At 68.7% G+C, this 20,652-nt stretch carries 21 protein-coding genes; 12 read left to right on the forward strand and 9 right to left on the reverse strand.

The genetic code is table 11. The features are described from left to right. Nucleotides 1–83: 83 nt before the first annotated feature. Nucleotides 84–1,073 carry a LacI family DNA-binding transcriptional regulator gene (locus ACFV15_RS29660; RefSeq protein ID WP_378354275.1) on the reverse strand — a complete coding sequence of 330 codons (990 nt, stop codon included), beginning with the start codon at nt 1,071–1,073 and terminating at the stop codon, nt 84–86. Nucleotides 1,074–1,270: 197 nt separating this feature from the next. Here ACFV15_RS29660 and ACFV15_RS29665 point away from each other — a divergent pair, with 197 nt between their 5' ends. The 6 genes from ACFV15_RS29665 (at nt 1,271) to ACFV15_RS29690 (ending at nt 7,262) form a co-directional block, all read left to right on the forward strand. Continuing rightward, nucleotides 1,271–2,758 carry a sodium:solute symporter family protein gene (locus ACFV15_RS29665; protein ID WP_378354277.1) on the forward strand — a complete coding sequence of 496 codons (1,488 nt, stop codon included), beginning with the start codon at nt 1,271–1,273 and terminating at the stop codon, nt 2,756–2,758. Next, complete coding sequence (locus ACFV15_RS29670) at nt 2,755–3,993, forward strand: AGE family epimerase/isomerase (protein ID WP_378354279.1); 1,239 nt, start codon at nt 2,755–2,757, stop codon at nt 3,991–3,993. Before ACFV15_RS29665 ends, ACFV15_RS29670 begins: the two co-directional genes overlap by 4 nt. Nucleotides 3,994–4,003: 10 nt before the next feature. Then, nucleotides 4,004–4,780, forward strand: coding sequence for a 6-phosphogluconolactonase (locus ACFV15_RS29675; RefSeq protein ID WP_378354281.1), 777 nt, complete (start codon nt 4,004–4,006; stop codon nt 4,778–4,780). Nucleotides 4,781–4,782: 2 nt separating this feature from the next. Continuing rightward, complete coding sequence (locus ACFV15_RS29680; protein WP_378354283.1) at nt 4,783–6,351, forward strand: beta-N-acetylhexosaminidase; 1,569 nt, start codon at nt 4,783–4,785, stop codon at nt 6,349–6,351. 87 nt (nt 6,352–6,438) lie between these two features. After that, nucleotides 6,439–7,035: a hypothetical protein gene (locus ACFV15_RS29685; protein ID WP_378354285.1), complete on the forward strand. Its 597-nt coding sequence runs from the start codon at nt 6,439–6,441 to the stop codon at nt 7,033–7,035. Then, nucleotides 7,035–7,262 (forward strand): helix-turn-helix domain-containing protein, encoded by a 228-nt coding sequence (locus tag ACFV15_RS29690; protein WP_378354287.1) that lies wholly within the window; start codon nt 7,035–7,037, stop codon nt 7,260–7,262. The genes ACFV15_RS29685 and ACFV15_RS29690 overlap by 1 nt, the downstream gene beginning before the upstream one ends. Nucleotides 7,263–7,427: 165 nt before the next feature. On the opposite strand, the gene ACFV15_RS29695 is transcribed toward ACFV15_RS29690, so the two are convergent. After that, nucleotides 7,428–8,702 (reverse strand): MFS transporter, encoded by a 1,275-nt coding sequence (locus ACFV15_RS29695; RefSeq protein WP_378354289.1) that lies wholly within the window; start codon nt 8,700–8,702, stop codon nt 7,428–7,430. A gap of 98 nt (nt 8,703–8,800) precedes the next feature. Between ACFV15_RS29695 and ACFV15_RS29700 the strand changes: the two genes are divergently transcribed. From ACFV15_RS29700 to ACFV15_RS29715, 4 genes are read left to right on the forward strand one after another with little or no spacing between them, the layout of a single operon-like run. Then, a complete protein-coding gene (locus tag ACFV15_RS29700) occupies nt 8,801–9,589 on the forward strand; it encodes an IclR family transcriptional regulator (protein WP_378354291.1) in 789 nt (262 codons plus the stop codon). A 50-nt stretch (nt 9,590–9,639) separates the two neighbouring features. Continuing rightward, nucleotides 9,640–10,260, forward strand: a complete 621-nt coding sequence (locus ACFV15_RS29705) for a nuclear transport factor 2 family protein (RefSeq protein WP_378354293.1) — start codon at nt 9,640–9,642, stop codon at nt 10,258–10,260. Further along, entirely contained in the window at nt 10,257–12,182 is a 1,926-nt protein-coding gene (locus ACFV15_RS29710) for a maleylacetate reductase and hydroxyquinol 1,2-dioxygenase domain-containing protein (protein WP_378354295.1), read from the forward strand. Before ACFV15_RS29705 ends, ACFV15_RS29710 begins: the two co-directional genes overlap by 4 nt. Continuing rightward, nucleotides 12,172–12,708 carry a DoxX family protein gene (locus tag ACFV15_RS29715; protein ID WP_378354297.1) on the forward strand — a complete coding sequence of 179 codons (537 nt, stop codon included), beginning with the start codon at nt 12,172–12,174 and terminating at the stop codon, nt 12,706–12,708. Before ACFV15_RS29710 ends, ACFV15_RS29715 begins: the two co-directional genes overlap by 11 nt. Before the next feature lie 45 nt (nt 12,709–12,753). Here ACFV15_RS29715 and ACFV15_RS29720 read toward each other — a convergent pair whose 3' ends face one another. The 7 genes from ACFV15_RS29720 to ACFV15_RS29750 form a co-directional block, all read right to left on the reverse strand. Further along, entirely contained in the window at nt 12,754–13,011 is a 258-nt protein-coding gene (locus tag ACFV15_RS29720; RefSeq protein WP_378354299.1) for a hypothetical protein, read from the reverse strand. Nucleotides 13,012–13,523: 512 nt separating this feature from the next. Beyond that, a complete protein-coding gene (locus ACFV15_RS29725) occupies nt 13,524–13,982 on the reverse strand; it encodes a tRNA (cytidine(34)-2'-O)-methyltransferase (protein ID WP_378354301.1) in 459 nt (152 codons plus the stop codon). Next, complete coding sequence (locus ACFV15_RS29730) at nt 13,982–14,371, reverse strand: acyl-CoA thioesterase (protein WP_378354314.1); 390 nt, start codon at nt 14,369–14,371, stop codon at nt 13,982–13,984. Before ACFV15_RS29730 ends, ACFV15_RS29725 begins: the two co-directional genes overlap by 1 nt. A 37-nt stretch (nt 14,372–14,408) precedes the next feature. After that, a complete protein-coding gene (locus ACFV15_RS29735) occupies nt 14,409–15,329 on the reverse strand; it encodes a TAXI family TRAP transporter solute-binding subunit (protein WP_378354303.1) in 921 nt (306 codons plus the stop codon). After that, nucleotides 15,326–16,717, reverse strand: a complete 1,392-nt coding sequence (locus ACFV15_RS29740) for a sensor histidine kinase (protein ID WP_378354305.1) — start codon at nt 16,715–16,717, stop codon at nt 15,326–15,328. Before ACFV15_RS29740 ends, ACFV15_RS29735 begins: the two co-directional genes overlap by 4 nt. Beyond that, a complete protein-coding gene (locus tag ACFV15_RS29745) occupies nt 16,717–17,382 on the reverse strand; it encodes a response regulator transcription factor (RefSeq protein WP_378354307.1) in 666 nt (221 codons plus the stop codon). The genes ACFV15_RS29740 and ACFV15_RS29745 overlap by 1 nt, the downstream gene beginning before the upstream one ends. A 4-nt stretch (nt 17,383–17,386) precedes the next feature. Next, nucleotides 17,387–18,706 (reverse strand): MFS transporter, encoded by a 1,320-nt coding sequence (locus ACFV15_RS29750; protein ID WP_378354309.1) that lies wholly within the window; start codon nt 18,704–18,706, stop codon nt 17,387–17,389. A 215-nt stretch (nt 18,707–18,921) separates the two neighbouring features. Here ACFV15_RS29750 and fabG point away from each other — a divergent pair, with 215 nt between their 5' ends. After that, a complete protein-coding gene (gene fabG, locus ACFV15_RS29755; protein ID WP_378354311.1) occupies nt 18,922–19,626 on the forward strand; it encodes a 3-oxoacyl-ACP reductase FabG in 705 nt (234 codons plus the stop codon). Between the two features lie 34 nt (nt 19,627–19,660). Further along, complete coding sequence (gene fabI, locus ACFV15_RS29760; RefSeq protein ID WP_091287871.1) at nt 19,661–20,428, forward strand: enoyl-ACP reductase FabI; 768 nt, start codon at nt 19,661–19,663, stop codon at nt 20,426–20,428. The last annotated feature ends 224 nt before the right edge of the window (nt 20,429–20,652 follow it).

Here is a 20,652-nt window from a genome sequence, read left to right on the forward strand (position 1 = left end):
CGCAAGAATGGCATGAAAAGGTTTTCAAGACAACCACCATTGGTTCGGACCACGCGGTTCGCGGGGGTCGGACAGGGCGCCGATCAGGCAGGAATCGGTGTGCCGCCGCCGCGGGGACCGGTGGAGTCACGCACCACCAGATGTCCTTCGTAGGACTGATTCCGCGTCTCGGACGCCCCGCCGAGGATCATCTCGATCACCGCGCGCCCCAGCCGGGCGCAGGGTGCGCTGACCGTGGTCAACGCGGGCCTGGCCATGCCCACCGGCAGCACGTCGTCGCAGCCGATGACTGAGATCTGGCCGGGCACCTCGACGCCGCGGTCGTGGAGCCGGGACAGGACCCCCAGCGCCATCTGGTCGTCGAACGCGATCACGGCGCTGGCGCCCGTGGCGAGCACCCGGTCGGCGGCCGCGACCCCCGCGTCGTAGCTGGGGGCGAACGGACCGAGCACCTTGACGCCGAGCCCGAGCCGGTCCGCCTCCCGGCGCAGGAACGTGAGCCGCTGGGTGTTCGACCACGACGTCTCCGGACCGGACAGGTAGACGAACCTGTCGTGGCCGAGCGCGGCGAGGTGGTCGACCGCTTCGGCCATGCCGGGTCCGGTGTCGACCACGGCCGAGGGCAGTCCCGCCTTCTCGCCGTTGACCAGCACCACCGAACAGACCTTCGCCAGCGCGGTCACGTCCTCGTCCGCGAGCTGGGTGGCGCACAGCACCAGGCCGTCGACCTGCTTGACCATCTCCTTGGCGACCTTGAGCTCCCGGCGGGGATCGAGGTCGGTCGTGGCGAGGAAGACGGCCAGGTCCGCCGCGGCGGCGCGGTCGGTCGCCCCCTTGACCACCGGCGGGTAGAACGGGTTGACGATGTCGGGCACCAGGATCCCGACGTTGCCCGTCTTGCCCGTGACCAGGCCCTTGGCCGCGCGGTTGGGGGTGTAGCCGAGCTGGTCGGCCGCCGAGAGCACCGCGGCGCGGGTGTCCGGGTTGAGCAGGTCCGGCCTGCCGAAGGCGCGAGAGACCGTGGTCGGCGAAACCCCGGCCAGTTTGGCCACCTCGATGATCGTCGCGACCATGTCTTCGCCCCGTTCTCCCACTTGCCTGCTGCGCTCATCCTACGGACGGGCGCGAAGCCGTTCCTTGACATCGATGAAAAGTATGCAAACCTTTTCATCGCGAGCTTGCCGGCGGCTTCTGAGCCCGGCGAGCCGGCCGGAGGAGGCGTTCCTCTTCAACCGGGCCAGTCCCGCGCGTTCCGACCTTGGAGGGCTACATGAGACTCGCCGATTGGCTTGTCTTGGCCGCCTACTTCGGCGTCATGCTGTGGATCGGCTGGTGGTCGAGACGCCGGGTCCGCTCGGCGGAGGACTTCTTCACCGCGGGCGGCAAGATGCCTTGGTGGCTCTCGGGAATCTCGCACCACATGTCCGGCTACTCGGCGGCGGTGTTCGTCGCCTACGCCGCGCTGGCGTACACGACGGGCTTCGCCGTGTACGTCTGGTGGGCCGTCAGCATCACGCTCGGCTGCGCGATCGGGGCGTTCGTCTTCGCGCCACGGTGGCCGCGCATCCGCCGGCGCCTCGGCATCATCTCGCCGCTGGAATACCTCGCCACCCGGTACAACGTGCCGTCGCAGCAGGTGCTCGCCTGGTCTGGCACGGCCCTGAAGGTGTTCGACGTCGCCGCGAAGTGGGCGGCCAGCGCGATCCTGCTGTACTCGTTCACCGGCGTGTCGATCCCGATCGGGATACTGCTCGTCGGCGGCGTGACACTGGTGTACTCCACGATCGGCGGGCTGTGGGCGGACGCGCTGACCGACTTCGGCCAGTTCGTGATCCAGCTCGTCGCCGCACTCGCGCTGCTGGTGGCGGCGCTGGCCGAACTCGGTGGCCCCGGCTCTGTCTTCACCGTGTGGGACCGGTTGCCACCGTCGCATTCGGACCCGTTCGCGGGCTCGCTCACCGTGCCGTTCTTCCTCGCGTACTGCCTGATCAACTTCGTGTCCTACAACGGCGGCACCTGGAACCTGGCGCAACGGTTCATCGCGTCGCCCACCTCGTCCGACGCGCGGAAGTCGATGCTGCTCTCCGGTGGTCTCTACCTCGTGTGGCCGCTGATCCTCTTCTTCCCGATGTGGGCGGCGCCCGTGTTGCTGCCGGGACTCACCCGCCCCGACCAGTCCTACGCGCAACTGGTGACCCACCTGCTGCCAGCCGGTCTCGTCGGACTGGTGCTCGCCGGGATGTTCGCGCACACCATGGCCATGACGTCGTCGGACGCCAACGCGATCTCCTCGGTCGTCGTCCGCGACATCATCCCGGCACTGCGCGGGCGGCGGGGCAGGCTCACCGGCAAGACAGAACTGCTCGCGGGCCGGGCGGCCACCTTCGCGTTCATCGCCGCTTCGATGGCCATCGCGCTCTCCGCCGACTCCTTCGGCGGCGTGCTCGGGCTGCTCATACTCTGGTTCGGCGCGCTGGTCGGCCCGATCGCGGTGCCGATGCTGCTCGGCATGCTGCCACTGTTCCGCCGCTGCGGTCCCTCGGCCGTGCTGCTGTCCTGGCTCGCCGGGATCGTGATGTTCGCGCTCAACCGTTACGTCTTCAGCGCCCCGCAGGCGTTCACCGTCGCGAGTCCCATCGTCATAGCGATCGTGGTCTACAGCCTGACGGGACTGGTTCGTCCCTGGCATGATGCCGGCTCCGACGAACTCGTCGACGCGATCCGTCAGGACGCCCAGCCCGTCGTGAGGCCGTTGTGACGACATCACCTCGTGTGCTGCTCGAGACGGAAATCCTTCCATGGTGGGAAAAGAACGGCGTCGATGGCGAGTCCGGCGGCGTGTTCACCTGTTTCACCAACAACGGAAAACGGCTGAGCGACGACAAGATCACGTGGTCACAGGGCCGTTGGGCGTGGCTGTGCGCGCAACTGCACGCGGACAGCCTGGCCGGCAGGCTCACCGGCGAACCGTCCACATGGGCCAGTCGAGCGCGAGCGACGAGCGCGTTCATCTTCGAACACGCTGTGCTCGACGGTCCGGTCACCGCTTTCCGCCTCTCCTCGAAGGGCGGAACACCGGCGGACGGCGATGCCGGCGCGGGCAGCAGCGTCCTCGCGGATCTGTACGCGGCGCTGGGACTCGCGGGCGGCGCGAGCTCGCTCGACAAAGGCGATCCCGAGCGAGCGCGGTGGTCCGAAGCCGCGGTGTCGTTGCTGGCACACGCCGAGCGCCGCATCGCGGACAGGACCGCGCCGTCCGAGCCGTACCCGGTGCGGGCCGGGTTCACCGACGCCGCGTCGCTCATGCTGTTGCTGCATGTCGGTTCGGAGATCCACAAGGTCACCCTCTGCGAAGAAACCGCCGCCGTCGTCGACCGCGCCATGCTGGGCTTCTTCGGCGCGACACCCGGAGCCGGGATGTGGCAGCCGGAGCACTGGTGGGAATTCCGGCCGGACAGCGTCGACGACTGCGACACCCTGCTCGCCCGCCACGTCACCCCAGGCCACCTGCTGGAAGCGCTGTGGATGGCCGCCGACGCCTGTGCCACACCACTGCCGGACTGGATCCCTGACCTGGCCGTCCGCTGCCTCGAACTCGGCTGGGACACCTGGCACGGCGGCTTGTTCCGGTACGTCGACCGGTTCGGCCAGCACACCCCCAACCGGCCGGTCGGACGGCTGTTCGGCGACGACCCGTACGAAACACTGGTCCGGCGGACCTGGGACACCAAGCTCTGGTGGGTCCACGTCGAGGCCATGTACGCCACACGCCTGCTCGCCGGCCACACCGGCCGCCGTGATCTGAAGGGCTGGCACGACCGTCTCAGCGAGTACACCTTGAAGACCTTCCCGAGCCCCGACGGCCAGGAATGGCTGCAGATCCGGGACCGCGCCGGCAGGCCGATCGACACCGTCGTCGCGCTACCGGTCAAAGACCCCTTCCACATCGCACGAGCCTTGCTGCTGCTCAACCGGCTCGACGGCACCCCGTAAAGGAAACGACATGCACACGCCCTTGACCATCGACGACGGCACCCTCGAGGTCCACCAGTCGCCGACCGCCGAGGAAGCGGGCCATGCGGCAGGCGCCAAGGCCGCCCGACTGCTCAAGCGCGCGCTCGACACCCAGCCGACGGCCCGCGTCGCCTTCGCGGCGGCACCGTCCCAGGACTTCTGCCTGCGCGCGCTCGCCGCCACGCCCGGCATCGACTGGGGCAGGGTCGTGGCGTTCCAGCTCGACGACTACGTCGGCCTGCCCCCGAGGTCGCCCGGTACCTTCGCCGACTATCTCGACAGGCAGCTTTTCCGGACGGTCGCGCCTGGAACGATCCATTACATGAGCCTCGAAGGAAATCCGGGGCTCGGTGAGCGCCGTTACGCGGAACTCGTCGCCGAAAGCCCGCTCGACCTGGTGCTGCTGGGCATCGGGGAAAACGGCCACCTCGCCTTCAACGATCCGCCGGAAGCGGACCGGTTCGACCTGAAACCCGCGCGCCTGGTCACCCTCGGTCACGCCTCCCGCGTCCAGCAGGTCAACGACGGCTGCTTCCCAAGTCTTGACGAGGTGCCGGTCGAGGCGCTGACGCTGACCTTGCCCACGCTGCTGTCCGCGCAGGCAGTCGTGTGCACGGTTGTGGGGGCGCGCAAGAGGAACGCGGTCACCCGCACACTATTCGGTCCGGTGACCGCCGACTGCCCCGCGTCCTATCTGCGCGAACACCCCGCCGCGGCTTTGTATCTCGACGCAGGTTCATCCCCAGCGCAACCCTCACGGAGGTAAGGATGAGAAATCGCCTTTCGCTGGCCGGCATCGCGCTGGCCGTACTCGGCTCCTCCGTTGTCGCCGTCCCAGTGGCGGTGGCGGACACGGCCGAACGCGGCGTGCACGACATCGTGCCGGCGCCGGTCGCCGCGGTGGCCGATCCGGACGCGGGCTTCCGGCTCTCGCCGTTGACCGTGATCAGCGCCGGTCGCGGCGCCCGCCAGGTCGGGAATTACCTGCGTGGCCTGCTGCGGCCCGCCACCGGCTACGCGCTGCCGGTACTGCCGCGCAACTGGGGCCTGCCCGCGATCTCGCTCGAGCTCGGTCACGACGCGCGCATCGGCGCCGAAGGCTATCGGCTCGAGGTAGCGCGCACGGGCGTGAAGCTGACGGCGAACACCGCCGATGGCCTGTTCGAGGGCGTGCAGTCGCTGCGGCAACTGCTTCCGTCGGCGATCGAGTCGAAGAGCGTGCGGCATCGGGAGTGGACGGTCGCGGGCGGCTCGGTGCTGGACTACCCGCGCTTCGCCACTCGCGGCGCGATGCTCGACGTCGCCAGGCACTTCTTCAAGCCGGATCAGGTCAAGCTGTACATAGACCAGGTGGCGCAGTACAAGATCAACACGTTGCACCTGCACCTGTCCGACGACCAGGGCTGGCGGATCGAGATCAAGAGCTGGCCGAAGCTGGCCACCGTCGGCGGCGCGACGGCGGTCGACGGTGATCCCGGCGGCTACTACACGCAGGAGCAGTATCAGGACATCGTCGCCTACGCCGCTTCACGGCACATCACCGTGATTCCGGAAATCGACATGCCCGGCCACACCAACGCCGCGCAGGCGACCTACGCGGAGCTCAACTGCGACGGCGTCGCCGTGCCGCCGCGGACGGACACCAAGGTCGGCTACAGCTCGCTGTGCATCTCCTCGCCGACCACCTACCGGTTCGTCGAGGACGTGATCCGCGAACTTGCGGCGATCACTCCTGGCCCGTACCTGCACATCGGCGGTGATGAGGCCCGCGCGACAACGGCAGCCGACTACCTGGCGTTCGAGCGGAAGGTCCAGCCGATCGTCGCCAAGTACGGCAAGAAGAGCACCGGCTGGCACGAGATCGCCAAGACGAGCCCGCCCGCGTCCGCGGTCCCGCAGTACTGGGACTTCGGCGGCCCTAACCCGGACGTGGCCGCGGCTGCCGCGCGCGGCAGCAAGATCCTCATGTCGCCTGCCAACCACGCCTACCTCGACATGAAGTACACAAAGGACACTGTGCTCGGCAAAACCTGGGCGGGGCTGGTCGAGGTCGAGGACGCCTACGACTGGGACCCGGCCACCCTCGTGCCCGGTGTCACCGAAGACCAGGTCGCGGGTGTCGAAGCTCCTTTGTGGACCGAGACGGTCCGTACCAGCGACGACATCGAGTACCTGGCCTTCCCCCGGCTGCCGGGCATGGCCGAGATCGCCTGGTCGCCGAAGACCATGCACGACTGGGACGGCTACCGCGCCAGGCTCGCCAAGCAGGGCGCACGCTGGGTGGCGCAAGGCATCGATTTCCATCGCTCACCCCAGGTCGATTGGAACCCGAAATGAGGGCGGCACGAGCCGTCGCGCGCATATCGTTTTTCGATGGTATCGTTTGTCGGTAACATCGATAAACGATAGGTAGTGAGGTGGACGATGCGCAACCCGCTGAAGCCGTTGACCAGCATCACCAGCGTGGTGACGTGGGTCCTGGGGGTCGCGGCCCTGGCGGTCGTGATCGCCAATGTCAGCGCACTGGGCTGGCTTCCCGGCACCTCGGCGAACGAGACCTGTGTCGACGCGGGTGGCCCGGTGGGCGTGCTCAAGCCGGGCGCGACCGCGACCGCGGGCGGCATGTCGGCCTGTGTCGAGCACCCGGCCGCGCTTCAGCGGCTCGCCGACATGGGTGACCAGCTTCCGCAGGTCGTCTTCGAGTTCGGTGCCCTGTTCCTGGTACTGCGCTTCCTGCGGACGGCGTCACGAGAAGGGCCGTACGCGGCCACCGTGCCCGGCAAGCTTTCGGCGGCGGGGTGGTTCGTGCTGATCGGAGGACCGGTCAGCGGTCTTCTGGCGGCTTTGTCGCTGTCCTACCTGCGCTCGACCATGCTCGCCGATGCCAAGCAGGACTGGTTCACCGAGTGGATGGCCGTGTTCCCCGGCTGGGCTGTCGCGGTCGGCGTCGCCGCCCTCACCTTCGCCTACATTCTGCGCATCGGCGTGGAGATGCGCGAGGACCTCGAAGGCACCGTCTGATGCCGCCCGAAGAGTCCGATGTGGACATCTCGGTCCATCTCGACGAGCTGCTCGCCGCCCGCGGGATGACACTGACCCAACTCGCCGCCGAAGTGGGTGTCACCGTCGTGAACCTGTCGGTGCTCAAGAACGGGCGCGCGCGAGCCATCCGGTTTTCCACACTGTCCAGGCTCTGCGAGGTCCTCGACTGTCAACCGGGCGACATCCTGCGCTACCGGCGCCGCTGAAACGACCATCGAGATCGTCACTCACGACTTGGTCCCGCTTGCCCGGCTCGCGCGACGTGAACGGCGCTTCCGCCTCAGCGTTGTGAACTGTGGCGTTCATGCGGACCAGTCAGGTCGCAACGCTCACGCCTGCGCCGACCGGAGCCTCGAACTCGGCGCTCAGCCCTAGCGAGCCCCTGACCCCGGCCTAGCAAAGCTAGGCTTCGCGCCGGACCGAGCCACGCCATGTCCGCCCCGGTCCGGTCGCGTCCGGACGGCAGCGATCGCTCCCGCCGCCAGTAGCCCGATCGCCGAGAACGCGTAGAAGCCCCACGGGTAGGCGATACCCGCCGACAGCATCGCGCCGCCGAGCAGCGGGCCGCAGATCGCGCCGAGCCTGCCGATGCCCGCGGTCCAGCCGAGCCCTGTCGCCCTGTTGTGCTCGGGGTAAATCTGCTGGGTGTACCCATAAGTGAGCGCTTGGGCGCTGAAAACGAAGAAGCCCGCGAAGAAGATGACCGTGTAGAGACCGGGCACGGGCAACTTGACGACCAGCAGCGCGAGGAAGACGGCTGCTCCCAGGAACCAGCAGACGGTTGAGCGGTGCAATCCGCGGCGGTTGGCCAGTGATCCCGCGGCGACCATGCCCGCGACGGCGCCGAGGTTGAGTGCGAGCAGCAGCGCGAGCGCGGTGCCGAGTGGGTAGCCCGCCTGCCGCATGATCTGGGGAAGCCAGATGTTGAGCCCGAAGACGAGCATCAGGCCGAGGAAAGTGGTGCACCAGAACGCCAGCGTCGCGCGCAGGAGACCGCCGCGAAACAGTCCGGCGACAGCTTCGCGGCCGGCGCGCGCCGGTGGTGTCGCGGCGCGGTGCACGTGCTGGAAGCTCGCCGATTCCGGGAGGTACTTGAGCATCAGCGGGACGAGCACGAGCGCGGGAAGTGCTCCGGCGATGAACATCGCGCGCCAGCCGAACGGTTCGATGAACACGATGCCCAGCAATGCCGTCAGCACCGCGCCGACGTGGTAGCCCGTCATCACGGTGGTCGACGCGCTGGGGCCGCGGCCTCGTCCGGCCTGGTGCTCGGTGACGAGCGTGATGGCGGTCGGCAGACAGCCGCCGAGGCCCAGGCCCGCGAGGAACCTCAGCGTGGCGAACATGGCGGCGGACGGGGCGAAGGCGCACAGCAGGGTGAAGGCCGAGAACGCCGTCACGGAAAGGATCAGGGCCTTGCGCCTGCCGATGACGTCGGTGACCGTGCCGATCGTGAGCGCGCCGATCGTCATGCCGACCAGGCCGACGGTCGAGATCAGCGTGCCCAGCGCCGGAGTCATCCCCCAAATGCGGGTGCCGAGCAGCACCGGCAGCACCACGCCGAGCACGACCAGGTCGAATCCGTCGAGCAGCACGGCTGTCCAGCACAAGGGGCGGACCCAGCCGTTTCGTGTCTTCGTTTCCACTCGTGCCTCCACAGCTCCGTGGTTCCCGTTCGGTGGAGCGTAGGAATTCGATCAGCGAAGAAGCTAGAATTCATTTCCACCCGGTGGAAAGAGGTGGAATGGGCGGGAATACCCGAGAACCGTCGCGCAGCGCGGCGGACCGGCTTCTGTCCTTGCTCGCGGCGTTTTCGTCCGACCGGCCGTCGTTGACACTGAGCGAGCTGGCCGAGGCAGGCTCGCTCCCCGTCTCGACCGCGCATCGGCTGGCCACAGTGCTGACCGAATGGGGAGCGCTGGAACGGCACGCCGATGGCAGATTCCACATAGGACTCCGGCTGTGGTACGTCGGCGCGCTGGCGCCGGGTCACCGTGATCTCCGGTCGGTGGCGATGCCGTTCATGGAGGATCTCTACGAGGCCACCCACGAGAACGTCCAGCTGGCGATCCGAGACGGCAAACGGGCGCTCTACCTCGACAAGATCTCGGGCAGCCAGTCGGTCGCCACGCTGACGGAGGTCGCGGGTCATCTGCCACTGCACGCCACCGGGGTAGGCAAGATCATCCTGGCGTTCTCCGAGCCGCGCTTGCTCGCCGACGTGGTCGCGGACGGACTGGCCCGCTGCACGCGCCACACGATCACCCTGCCAGGGGTGCTGGCCGAGACCATCGCACAGGTCAGGGAAACCCGCCTCGCCTATTCGCTGGAAGAGATGACGGTCGGCGCGTCGTCGGTCGCGGCGCCGATCTTCGGCGCGGACGGCACGCTGGTCGCCTCGCTGGCGTTGGTCGTTCGCTCGTCGGCCAACGTCCAGGCTTTGGCCGCGGCGGTGCGGACGGCCGCGCTCGGGGTCACCCGGCAACTTTCGCCCCCGATTTCCACCGGGTGGAAGTCGAAGCTGGACCGATGATCAGCGGTCGCCCCACGCTGGCCTGAAGCGCACAGGCGAAAGGGGTGGCCATGCACGACCGAGCAGAAGTCCGGCGAGTGGTCGAGGACTGGGTTCTTTATCGAGACTCCGGTGACTGGGAACGGTTCGCGACCGTCTGGCACCCAGACGGGTGGATGACCGCCACCTGGTTCCAGGGGCCGGCGCCGGACTTCATCGCCCAGAGCAAGGCGGGGTTCGAAGCCGGCGTGCGCATCCTGCACTTCCTGGGCGGCCACACCTGTGACATCAGCGGCGGCCGGGCGATCGCCCAGACGAAGATGAGCATCCATCAGCGAGGTTCGATCGACGGCGTGCTGGTCGACGCCACGTGTACCGGCCGGTTCTACGACTTCCTCGAACGTCGCGACGGGCGATGGGGGCTCGTGCGCCGCCAGCCCATCTACGAGATGGACCGGCTCGACGTGGTCGACCCCAGCGTCACCCTCAAGCTGGATCCGAGGGTGCTGGCCCGGTTTCCCGAGGGCTATCGGCATCTGGCCTACCTGCAGCGCGAACTCGGGCACTCCATTTCGGACGGACTGCCGGGATTGGTCGGCGAGGCCGTCGACCTGCTCTACCGCGAGGGCGCGAGCTGGCTGGGGGGATCGGCGACCGCCGGTGTCCCGCTCACCGCGGTCCGGTCGGCATGACCCGCGTCTACGAGGCTGCCCGGACCCGTGTCCTGTTCGGTTCCGGCAGCCTCCACCGTCTGCGTGCCGAGGTCGAACTGCTCGGGTGTGACCGTGTCCTCGTCGTGGGCAGGCGAGACAGCCGGCACGTCGAGGACCTGCTGGGCCCGCTGGCCGTCGCGCGGTTCGACGGCGCGGTCATGCACACGCCGGTGGAGGTCACCGAGAAGGCCGCCGAGGTGGTTCTCGCGCAGGACATCGACTGTGTCGTCGCGGTGGGTGGTGGAACCCACATCGGTCTGGCCAAGGCGCTGGCCCGCCGGGCCCGGTTGACACAGCTCGTCGTTCCGACGACCTACTCCGGTTCCGAGATGACCGCGGTGCTCGGTGAGACCGCGAACGGTGTCAAAAGGACGGTCACCGACGAAAAAGCCCGGCCCGACACGGTGATCTACGATGCCGATCTGACGGTGGACCTGCCCGTGCCGGTCACCGTCTCGAGCGCGATCAACGCCATGGCTCACGCTGTCGAAGCGCTCTACGCCCGCGAGGTGAACCCGATCGCGAGCACGCTGGCGATCCAAGCCATCGAGTTGATCGCTCGAGCGCTGCCCGCGGTCGTGGCGGCTCCCTCGGACGCCGAAGCCCGAGGCGACCTGCTGCGCGCGGCGTGGTTCGCGGGCACGTGTCTCGGGTCGGCGGGAATGGGTCTGCACCACCAGTTGTGCCACGTCCTGGGCGGTTCCTTCCGGTTGCCGCACGCCGAAACCCACGCGGTGCTACTGCCGCACGTGCTCGCCTGCACGGCTCCGTCGGTCCCCGACGTCGCGGCGCGGATCGCGGCCGCGCTCGGCGCGGTGGACGCCGCGACCGGCGTCCACGACCTTGTCGCGTCGGTCGGCGGGCCGGGCTCACTTCGTGAACTGGGGTTGGGCGAGGAGCAGATCCCCGCGGTGGCGAAGTTCGCGGCGAACGATCCTTATCCGCATCCGGTGCGGCCCACCGAAGCGGATCTCGAGCGTCTGCTCGAGTCGGCTTGGTCGGGGGCGGCTCCGCCTGCCACCGCGCCGTCCAGCACCGCCGGGCTGACCAGGCAGGTCGTCGCGAGTTTCGCGGGTACACCGGACCGGCGCACCCAGCGGCTGCTCGTCGGGCTGGTCCGCTCCTTGCACCAGTACGTCGTCACGCATGACATCACCGAACGCGAGTGGGACCTGGCGATCGACTTTCTCACCCGCACCGGCCAGACCTGCGACGGCAGCCGGCAGGAATTCGTGTTGCTCTCCGACGTACTCGGTGTCTCGAGCATGGTCGACCTGCTCGAGAATTCGCGCAGCCCCGATTCGACTTCGTCCGCGGTGCTCGGTCCCTTCTACCTGGCCGGGCCGCCCGTCCGGCAACTGGGCGACGACATCGCGGCAGGACTGCCGGGAACTCCGCTGTGGGTGCAGGCGCGGGTCACCGACACGGCGGGCACCGTCGTGGCGGGTGCCGTCGTGGATGTCTGGCAGTCCAATGAGGACGGTCTTTACGACGTCCAGCTACCCGACCAGGACGGCCCGGTCCTGCGTGGACGGTTCAGTACCGACACGGACGGGAGACTGCGGTTCTGGTCGATCCTGCCGCGCGAGTACCCCATCCCGGACGACGGGCCGGTCGGCGAACTGCTCTCCGCCACGGGCAGGCACCCCTACCGTGCGCCCCACCTGCACTTCCTCATCCAGGCATCCGGGTATCGGCGTCTCATCACACAGCTGTTCGTCCGAGGCGGGCCATACCTGGATTGCCCGGAAGGTCAGGGAGACGCCGTATTCGGGGTGAAGGACGACCTCATCGTCGACTTTCCCGAACACGACGGCTCGTGGCGATCGCTCGACTTCGAGTTCCGCATCCAGCCGCTGACCACGGACGACGAGAAAGCGGAGTACAACGATGTCCAGTGACACCGCCATGCCCCGGCCAGGACGAGACAGCCGAGCCGGTACGGACGCCGGCCTGCTTCTGCTCCGGCTCGCACTGGCGTGTGTCGTCGGCGCGCACGGACTGCAGAAGTTGTTCGGCGCCTTCGGAGGCAGCGGCATCGGCGGCTTCGCGAAGGTTCTCACCGGATATGGCTTCACCAGCGGTACCACGCTGCTCGCGTGGGTCACCGGCTTGAGTGAAACGCTCGGCAGTATTTCGCTGCTGGTCGGTGTGGCGACACCGGTCGGCGCGTCGGCCGTACTGGGTGTCGCGGTGAACATCATCTACGTTCGCGCGCCATCCGGGTTCTTCCTCTCCGGAACCAACGGCGGCTTCGAGTTCCAGCTCCTGCTGGCGGCCATCGCGCTCGTCCTCCTCTTCACCGGCAGCGGCCGGTTCTCGCTGGACGCCGGTACGCCGTGGGGGAGAGAGCCCATCAGGTACGGCTTGGCCGGGTTGGCACTGGCCATGGCCATGTCGGCCGGGGTGATCCTGCTGTTCCGGTGAACCACCGATCGGATGCCGAGCGGCGGGAGAGCTGTACGGCCATCGTCAAGATCGAGATACGACCCGAGCCTTGGCTTCGGCGGGTTTGATCTGTACCCAGTCGACCAGCGCCTGTGATAGCACCGCGTATCCGGTTACGTCTTTCACGCCGCGGGGTTCGATCTCAGCGAGGATCTGGCCTTGCTCTGCCTCCAGGCGGCGTTTTTCTCGTTCGTGGGCGAGGTAGTTCATGAGCAGCGCGTCCTTCTCGCAGCGCCACCACTCGGGCGGTGCTGCGAGGTCGGGACTGTCGGCGCTGATCATGACTCCATCTTACCTGTGTCCAGAGACATATGCCACTAGGCAGAACAGTTTTCTGCTTTCTTGAGGCGGCCCGACCCACCACGCAAGGCGGGCATCAAGCCCCGGGCGGGGTTTTCGGTGGGCCCACAACGGATTGTGGGCAGCGTGCCCTCGGGTCCGTATGGATATTTCCGCAGCGACCCACCACGCAATCCGGCCCAGGCAGCGGAAATGTTCATACGGGACCGCCCTGGAGCCGACCCACCAAACCTCAAACCCAGAGCAGTGTTCCTTATCCCAACCCGAGAAAGCTCACCACGCACTAGCTGATGTCCGGGAGCTCACGATCTGCACCACGTTGCCGTGCGCGGCGATGCTTTCCAGCGCGCGCACCTTCGCGGCCAAACCACCGTCGAGCTTGCTGCTCAGCAAGGATTTTTGTGAAGGGAGCCTTCATCCAGCCATGCGTGGTGAAGGCTCCCTTCACAAAATCGGGCGCTGGTGAAGCCGGGCATAAGCGCCCCGGTTAGGCGTTAGTGGGTGAATCCGTGCTGTCGCCAAGCCTCGTAGACCACGATCGCCGCGGTGTTCGCCAGGTTCAGCGACCGCGAGGTCGACAGCATCGGCAGCCGAAGCCGGTCGGTGATCTCGGGGGAGTTCTGCACCTCGGCGGGCAGCCCGGCAGATTCCGGCCCGAACATCAGCACCGCGCCAGGCTCGTAGGCGACGTCGGTGTACAGCCGGGTCGCGGTGGCGCTGAACGCGTACACCTTCGCGGGCAGCAGCGCCGCCCAGGCGTCCGTCAGCGACTTGTGCACGGTCACCCTGGCCAGGTCGTGGTAGTCGAGGCCGGCGCGCTTGAGCTGCTTGTCCTCGAAGTTGAAGCCGAGCGGCTCGACCAGGTGCAGCTCGCTGCCGGTGTTGGCCGCGAGGCGGATCGCGTTGCCCGTGTTGGGCGGGATTTCGGGCTGATAGAAGAGAATCCGGAACATCAGCTGAGCACGCTCGCATAGGTCTTGCGGACGGCTTCGGGCGCCGGGGTCTTCGCCATCGTCTCCGGATCGACGAACACGTACCGCACGACGGCCGAGGCGAGCAGCTCCGAAGCGCGGTGGATCTCGTAGTCGAAGACCAGTGAGGTCGTCCCGAGGTGGGTCACGTAGCCGCTCACCACGAGCTCGTCGTCGAACCGGGCGGACGAGAAGAACTTCAGGTTCGCCTCGGCCACCACCACGTCCGCGCCGTGCGCGCGGAACGCCTCGTGCGAGCCGAACAACGCCTTCTCGGCCTCGAAGCTGCACATGTCCACGTATGCCAGGTAATGCGCGTTGAACACGATCCCCTGGCCGTCGCACTCCTGGTACCGCACCCGCAGCGGCATCCGGGCCACGGCTTCTCGCTCACTCACGGGAGTTAACTTAGCCGTGCAGCTTCCGGTAGGTCGCGGCCGCGCCGGGATGCAGTGGCACGGTGCCGGTGCCGATCAACGTCCGCACGTCCAGGAACTGGGTGCCGATGGCTTGCGCGGGCACCAGGTCCGCCGCCCGGTTGACGAGCACGCCGACCACCGCCGCGGCCACGTCCTCGGGCAGTGACGGGCTGCTGACCAGCAGGTTCGCCACGCCGATCGTCGGCAGCTCGCCCACGTCCTGGTACGCGCCCGCCGGCACCCTGACCTGGTCGTAGACCGGCCCGAACTCGGCGCGCAGGCCGGGGAGCACGCCGTCGAGCGGGATCAGCCGGATCGGGGTGCTCCGGTGCAGCTCGGCCAGCGCCGGGGTCGGGATGCCGCCGGACCACAGCTGCGCCGAGATCCGGCGGTCTCGCAGCGCGGCGATCGCCTCGGTGAGCGGCAGATGCCGGACGTCGACGTTCAGGCCCGCCTTCGCCAGCAGCCGCTCGCCGAGGAAGGCCGCGCCGGATCCGCCCGCGCCCAGCGAGACCGTCCGCCCGGCGAGGTCGGCGAGCGTGCGGATGTCGTCGTCGGCGCGGACCACGAGCTGGATGTAGTTCTCGTAGACCCGGCCGAGTGCGAGCAGCCGCGCCGGACCGGCGAACGCCTGCGCGACATCGGTCGACATCAGGCCGAGGTCGGCCTGCCCGTCACGGACCCGCTGGACGTTCGCGACACTCGCCTCGGTCGCGACGGCCTTGCACCGCAGGCCAGGCTCGGCGCGGCTCAGCTCGGCCGCGAGCACCTCGGCGAACGCCAGATAGAAGCCGCCGCTTTCGCCCGCCGCGATCGTCATCGACCGCTCGGGGCCGCGGTAGGTGCCGGTGGAACACCCGGTGAGCATCGCGAGCCCGCCCAGCATCGCCGTCCGCCTGGACATCCTCATGCGCGCTCCTCGGCCAGCGGCAGCGTGATCCACACGGCGAGTCCCGACGGCTCGGCCGCCCGCAGTTCGAGGTCGCCGCCGCGCGCGAGCACCAGGTGATGCGCGATCGACAGGCCGAGCCCGGTGCCACGCGGCGCGCCGTCGCCACCGGCACGCCAGAACCGTTCGGTCGCCTTCGCGCGGTCCTCAGTGGACAGTCCGGGCCCGTCGTCGCTGACGACCAGCCGCACTACGGACTCGTCGGCTTCCCACTGCGTCTCGATATGCGCGCCGACGCCCGCGTAGTGCACCGCGTTGTCGAGGAGCACGTCCAGCACCTGCGCGAGTTCGGACTCGGGACACCGCACCAGCACGGGTTCGTCGTGTCCGTCCGGCGGCCGGATCGACGCGCCCGCCTGCTCCGCCGACGCACGCCAGGCGTCGACGCGCTCGGCGACGACCGTCGCGAGGTCGCACGGCTCGTCGTCGTGCCCACCGGCGAGCCGGGTGGCCGTGCTTTCCGCCAGCGCCAAGGCAAGCAGACCGTCCAAAAGGGACTCAAGGCGTTCGACCTCGGCGACAGCCGCCCGGTACGCGCGCTGGCCCTCCTCGTCGACGCGGGTGGCGAGCGAGTCCACCCGCAGCCGCAGCGCCGCCATCGGGTTGCGCAGCTGGTGCGACGCGTCCGCGACCAGCCTGCGCTGCTGCTCCGACGCCTCGACCACGGCGTCGGACATGAGGTTGAACGAGGTCGCCAGCGACCGCAGTTCACGCGGCCCGGCCCGCGCGGGCACCTGCGAATGGTGCCCGGCGGTCACCGCCAGCACACCGTCTTCGAGGTCGTGCAGCGGCCGCACCATCCAGCGCGCCAGCACGACCGCGAGCAGCACGAACACCGCCGCCGCGAGCAACGCGCCCGCCGCGATCAGGCCCCACTGCGCCGACACGTCGGCCGCCGCGGCGAGCACGGAGGCACGCAGCACCACCACGCCCGCGACCCGCGTCCCGGTGCCGACCGGACGCGCGAACAACGCGGGCTCGGCCGACCACGGCTCGATCGTCGGCGGCGCCGGGCTGCGCTGATTGCGCAGTGTCGCGTCGATCAGCTCGCGGACGTCACCGGCGGCCAGGCCGCCGGCGGAGGCGAGCGGCGTCTTGCGGGTGTCGACCACGAGCACGGCCTCGCCGTAGAGCGACGCGTACCGCGTGGCCTCGGCGGCCAGTGTCGTCGTGTCGCCCGCGTCGACGGCCTGCTGCGCCAGCACGACGAACCGGTCGACGTCCGCCGCCCGCGCGATCAGCAGTTCCTGGGTGCGCCGCTCCGCCGTGCTCGAGAGCAACGGCAGCGCGAACGCGGCGACCACGGCGAGCGCCATGGCCACCAGCACGACCAGCAGCCGCGCGCGCATCAGCCGCCCAGCCGGTATCCGAAACCGCGGATCGTCGCCAGCAGCCCCGGCCGGTCGAGCTTGGCGCGCAGCTGGGTCAGATGGACGTCGAGCGAGCGCGAGACGGCGAGGTACGCGTCGCCCCACACCTCGTCCATCAGCTGCTGGCGGCTGACCGCCGTGCCCGGCCTGGCGGCGAGCACGGCGAGCACTTCGAACTCCTTGGTGGTCAGGCCGATCTCGGCGCCGCCGACCACCACCCGGCGCGCGCCGAGATCGATCTCGACGTCGTCGAAGACCACCAGCTCCGGCGCGGGCGCCGACTTCGCGCCCGCCCTGCGGACCACCGCGTCCATCCTGGCCAGCAGCTCGGCGAGCCGGATCGGCTTGGCCAGGTAGTCGTCCGCGCCCAGGCGCAGCCCACGCACGACGTCGCGTTCGTCGTCACGCGCGGTGAGCACCAGGACGGGGACGGCCGAGACCTGCCTGACCTTGCGCAGCACCTCGAGCCCGTCCATGTCGGGCAGGGTGAGGTCGAGCAGCATCAGGTCGGCGTCGCGGTGCCGGGACAGCGCGTCGCTGCCCCGGCGCACGCTGGTCACCGCGTGCCCGCGCGCCTGCAGGGAGTCGGCCAGCGCGTCGGCGACACCCTCGTCGTCTTCGACCAGCAGGACCCGCACGCGCATGTCCTTACTTCTTTTCCAGCTCCGAGCTCTTCGAAGTCTCACGCATTGTGCCGTACACGATCAGTGAGATCAGCGCGCAACCCGCGACGTAGTAGAAGAACAGCGATTCGTGGCCGCCCTTCTTCAGCGCCTGCGCGATGAGCTCGGCCGTGCCGCCGAAGATGGCCACGGTCAGCGCGTACGGCAGGCCGACGCCGATCGCGCGGATCTTCGTCGGGAACAGCTCGGCCTTCACGATCGCGTTGATCGAGGTGTACCCGGTGACGATCACCAGCCCGGCCAGCATGAGCAGGAACGCCACGAACGGCTGCTTGGTCGAGCCCATCAGCGTCATGATCGGCACGGTCAGCAGCGTGCCCGCGATACCGAAGAACATCAGCAGCGGACGGCGGCCGATCCGGTCGGACAGCTTGCCCGCGATCGGCTGCAGGATGGCGGCGACGAGGATCGCGGAGAACAGGATCCAGGTGACCGTCTTGCGCGGGATGCCCGCGGTGTTCTCCATGAACTTCTGGCTGTACGTGGCGAAGGTGTAGAACGCGATCGTCCCGCCGAGTGTCAGGCCGACGACCAGCGCGACCTCCTTCGGGTACTTGAACAGCGCGCGCAGCGTGCCGTGCTCGCCGGTCTTGGTGTCGCCGCCCTTGGCGCGTTCGGCCTCGAAGCTCTCCGACTCGTCCATGCCGCGCCGCAGGTACATGACGATCACCGCGGCGAGCGCGCCGACCACGAACGCGATCCGCCAGCCCCAGTCGGTCAGCTGCTTCTCGGTGAGGATCTGCTGCAGCACCAGCTGCAGGCCGAGCGCCAGCAGCTGCCCGCCGTAGAGCGTCACGTACTGGAAGCTGGAGTAGAACCCGCGCTTGCCGGGAGTGGCCACTTCGGACAGATAGGTCGCCGAGGTGGAGTACTCGCCGCCGACGCTCAGCCCCTGGATCAGCCGCGCGACGAGCAGCAGGATCGGCGCCGCGATGCCGATCGTCTGGTAACCAGGGGTGAGCGCGATCATCAGCGAGCCGAACGCCATCAGCGAGACCGACAGCACCAGCGCGGTGCGCCTGCCGAACCGGTCGGCGAACCGGCCGAGCATCCAGCCGCCCAGCGGGCGCATGAGGAAGCCGACGGCGAACACGGCCGCCGTGCCGAGGAACGCGGCCGTGGTGTCCGCGGTCGGGAAGAACGACTTGGCGAAGTATGTGGTGAATGCGGCGTAGGCGTACCAGTCGTACCACTCGACCAGATTGCCGATCGACCCCCGCAGCACGTTGCCGATGACGCGCCGTTCACTGACGGGTTGCGCCGCCTCGTTGATCCTGGTTGTCAACGCTGACCTCCTAGTGTTCTGGCTCACGGTGGCCATTCCACAAAGGCGGGGCAACGGCTTTGGAGGTTTCCTAACATTCGCTTAGGACGATCGCCGGAAGGTCGCGAAGAACACATCCATTACCCGCAGGTAGGGGTCCCGCGCGTTCGGCGAGCGGCCGCCGAGCCGATAACCTTCAGGCCGTCAGCTTCGGCAAACGCGGTGGAGGAGTCTTCGTGGGACGGTCCGTTCTGGTTACCGGTGGCAATCGCGGTATCGGCCTGGCGATCGCGCGGGACCTCGCCGCGCAGGGTCACAAGGTGGCGGTCACGCACCGCAGCTCCGGCGCGCCCGACGGGCTCTTCGGGGTGCAGGCGGACGTCACCGACTCGGAGCAGATCGACCAGGCGTTCAAGCTCGTCGAGGACCACCAGGGCCCGGTCGAGGTGCTGGTGTCCAACGCGGGCATCACCGACGACACGCTCCTCATGCGGATGAGCGAGGACCAGTTCACCAGGGTCGTCGACGCCAACCTCACCGGCGCCTACCGCGTCGCCAAGCGCGCCTCGCGCAACATGCTGCGCGGCAAGTGGGGCCGGTTCATCTTCGTCTCGTCCGTCGTCGGCCTGATGGGCTCCGCAGGCCAGGTCAACTACGCGGCGAGCAAGGCCGGTCTCGTCGGCATCGCGCGCTCGCTCGCGCGTGAGCTGGGCACCCGCAACATCACCGCCAACGTGGTCGCGCCCGGTTTCGTCAAGACCGACATGACCGACGCGCTGCCCGACAACGTCCGCGAGCAGATCCTCAAGACCATCCCGGCGGGCCGCTACGCCGACCCGGCCGAGATCGCCGCCGCCATCCGCTTCCTGGCCTCCGACGAAGCCGCCTACATCAACGGCGCCGTGCTGCCCGTCGACGGCGGCCTCGGCATGGGCCACTGAAAACCCTTCCCCTATCCCAGATTTGGAGACACACGTGGCTGGACTGCTCGAAGGCAAGCGACTGCTGATCACCGGCATCATCACGGACGCCTCGCTGGCGTTCCACGCGGCGAAGATCGCCCAGGAACAGGGCGCCAAGGTCGTGCTGACCGGCTTCGGCAGGCTTTCCCTCGTCGAGCGCATCGCGAAGCGGCTCCCGGAAGAGGCACCGGTGCTCGAGCTGGACGTCACCAACCAGGAGCACCTCGACTCGCTCGCCGACCGCGTCCGCGAGCACGTCGACGGCCTCGACGGCGTGCTGCACTCGATCGGCTTCGCCCCGCAGACCTGCCTCGGCGCCCCCTTCATGGACGCGCCGGCCGACGACGTCAAGATCGCGGTCGACGTCTCCGCGTTCTCGTTCAAGTCACTCGCCGCCGCGACGCTCCCGCTGCTCTCGCCGGGCTCGTCGATCGTCGGCATGGACTTCGACGCCCGCGTCGCGTGGCCCGTCTACAACTGGATGGGCGTCGCGAAGGCGGCACTGGAGTCGGTCAACCGCTACCTCGCGCGTGAACTCGGCCCGCAGGGCATCAGGGTCAACCTGGTCAGCGCCGGCCCGATGAAGACGATGGCCGCCAAGTCCATCCCGGGCTTCGCCGAGCTCGAAGAGGGCTGGGGCGACCGCGCCCCGCTGGGCTGGGACAGCTCGGACCCGATCCCGACCGCCAAGTCGGTCTGCGCGATGTTGTCGGACTGGTTCCCGGCGACCACCGGCTCGATGATCATGGTCGACGGCGGGTTGCACGCCACGGGGCAGTAAGGACTCGTGAGCGTTGCGGGCGGTTCTCTTGGGCGGAAGGGCAAAGGTGTCATGCCGTGCTGGGCGACCTTGGCCCGCGTCAGGCCTGGCCACGAATGAGTGACTGTGGAGGATTCGCGGCGTTAGGCGACGCAAATCCTCCACAGTCACCCCGCCGGGACTCCGGCGTGTGGGGTTTGGGGGGTCGTTCTGCCCCCCAGCCGCAGACCCGCCCGCGGGAGGTC

Origin of the sequence: Amycolatopsis sp. NPDC059657 (genome assembly GCF_042734395.1) — a bacterium.
Lineage (GTDB): Bacteria > Actinomycetota > Actinomycetes > Mycobacteriales > Pseudonocardiaceae > Amycolatopsis.

Bases quoted from the DNA above. Each gene is read 5' to 3' on its own strand.
- ACFV15_RS29660 (WP_378354275.1), bottom strand. From the start codon at position 1,073: ATGGTCGCGACGATCATCGAGGTGGCCAAACTGGCCGGGGTTTCGCCG.
- ACFV15_RS29665 (WP_378354277.1), top strand. From the start codon at position 1,271: ATGAGACTCGCCGATTGGCTTGTCTTGGCCGCCTACTTCGGCGTCATG.
- ACFV15_RS29675 (WP_378354281.1), top strand. From the start codon at position 4,004: ATGCACACGCCCTTGACCATCGACGACGGCACCCTCGAGGTCCACCAG.
- ACFV15_RS29680 (WP_378354283.1), top strand. From the start codon at position 4,783: ATGAGAAATCGCCTTTCGCTGGCCGGCATCGCGCTGGCCGTACTCGGC.
- ACFV15_RS29685 (WP_378354285.1), top strand. From the start codon at position 6,439: ATGCGCAACCCGCTGAAGCCGTTGACCAGCATCACCAGCGTGGTGACG.
- ACFV15_RS29690 (WP_378354287.1), top strand. From the start codon at position 7,035: ATGCCGCCCGAAGAGTCCGATGTGGACATCTCGGTCCATCTCGACGAG.
- ACFV15_RS29700 (WP_378354291.1), top strand. From the start codon at position 8,801: ATGGGCGGGAATACCCGAGAACCGTCGCGCAGCGCGGCGGACCGGCTT.
- ACFV15_RS29705 (WP_378354293.1), top strand. From the start codon at position 9,640: ATGCACGACCGAGCAGAAGTCCGGCGAGTGGTCGAGGACTGGGTTCTT.
- ACFV15_RS29710 (WP_378354295.1), top strand. From the start codon at position 10,257: ATGACCCGCGTCTACGAGGCTGCCCGGACCCGTGTCCTGTTCGGTTCC.
- ACFV15_RS29715 (WP_378354297.1), top strand. From the start codon at position 12,172: ATGTCCAGTGACACCGCCATGCCCCGGCCAGGACGAGACAGCCGAGCC.
- ACFV15_RS29720 (WP_378354299.1), bottom strand. From the start codon at position 13,011: ATGATCAGCGCCGACAGTCCCGACCTCGCAGCACCGCCCGAGTGGTGG.
- ACFV15_RS29725 (WP_378354301.1), bottom strand. From the start codon at position 13,982: ATGTTCCGGATTCTCTTCTATCAGCCCGAAATCCCGCCCAACACGGGC.
- ACFV15_RS29730 (WP_378354314.1), bottom strand. From the start codon at position 14,371: ATGCCGCTGCGGGTGCGGTACCAGGAGTGCGACGGCCAGGGGATCGTG.
- ACFV15_RS29735 (WP_378354303.1), bottom strand. From the start codon at position 15,329: ATGAGGATGTCCAGGCGGACGGCGATGCTGGGCGGGCTCGCGATGCTC.
- ACFV15_RS29740 (WP_378354305.1), bottom strand. From the start codon at position 16,717: ATGCGCGCGCGGCTGCTGGTCGTGCTGGTGGCCATGGCGCTCGCCGTG.
- ACFV15_RS29745 (WP_378354307.1), bottom strand. From the start codon at position 17,382: ATGCGCGTGCGGGTCCTGCTGGTCGAAGACGACGAGGGTGTCGCCGAC.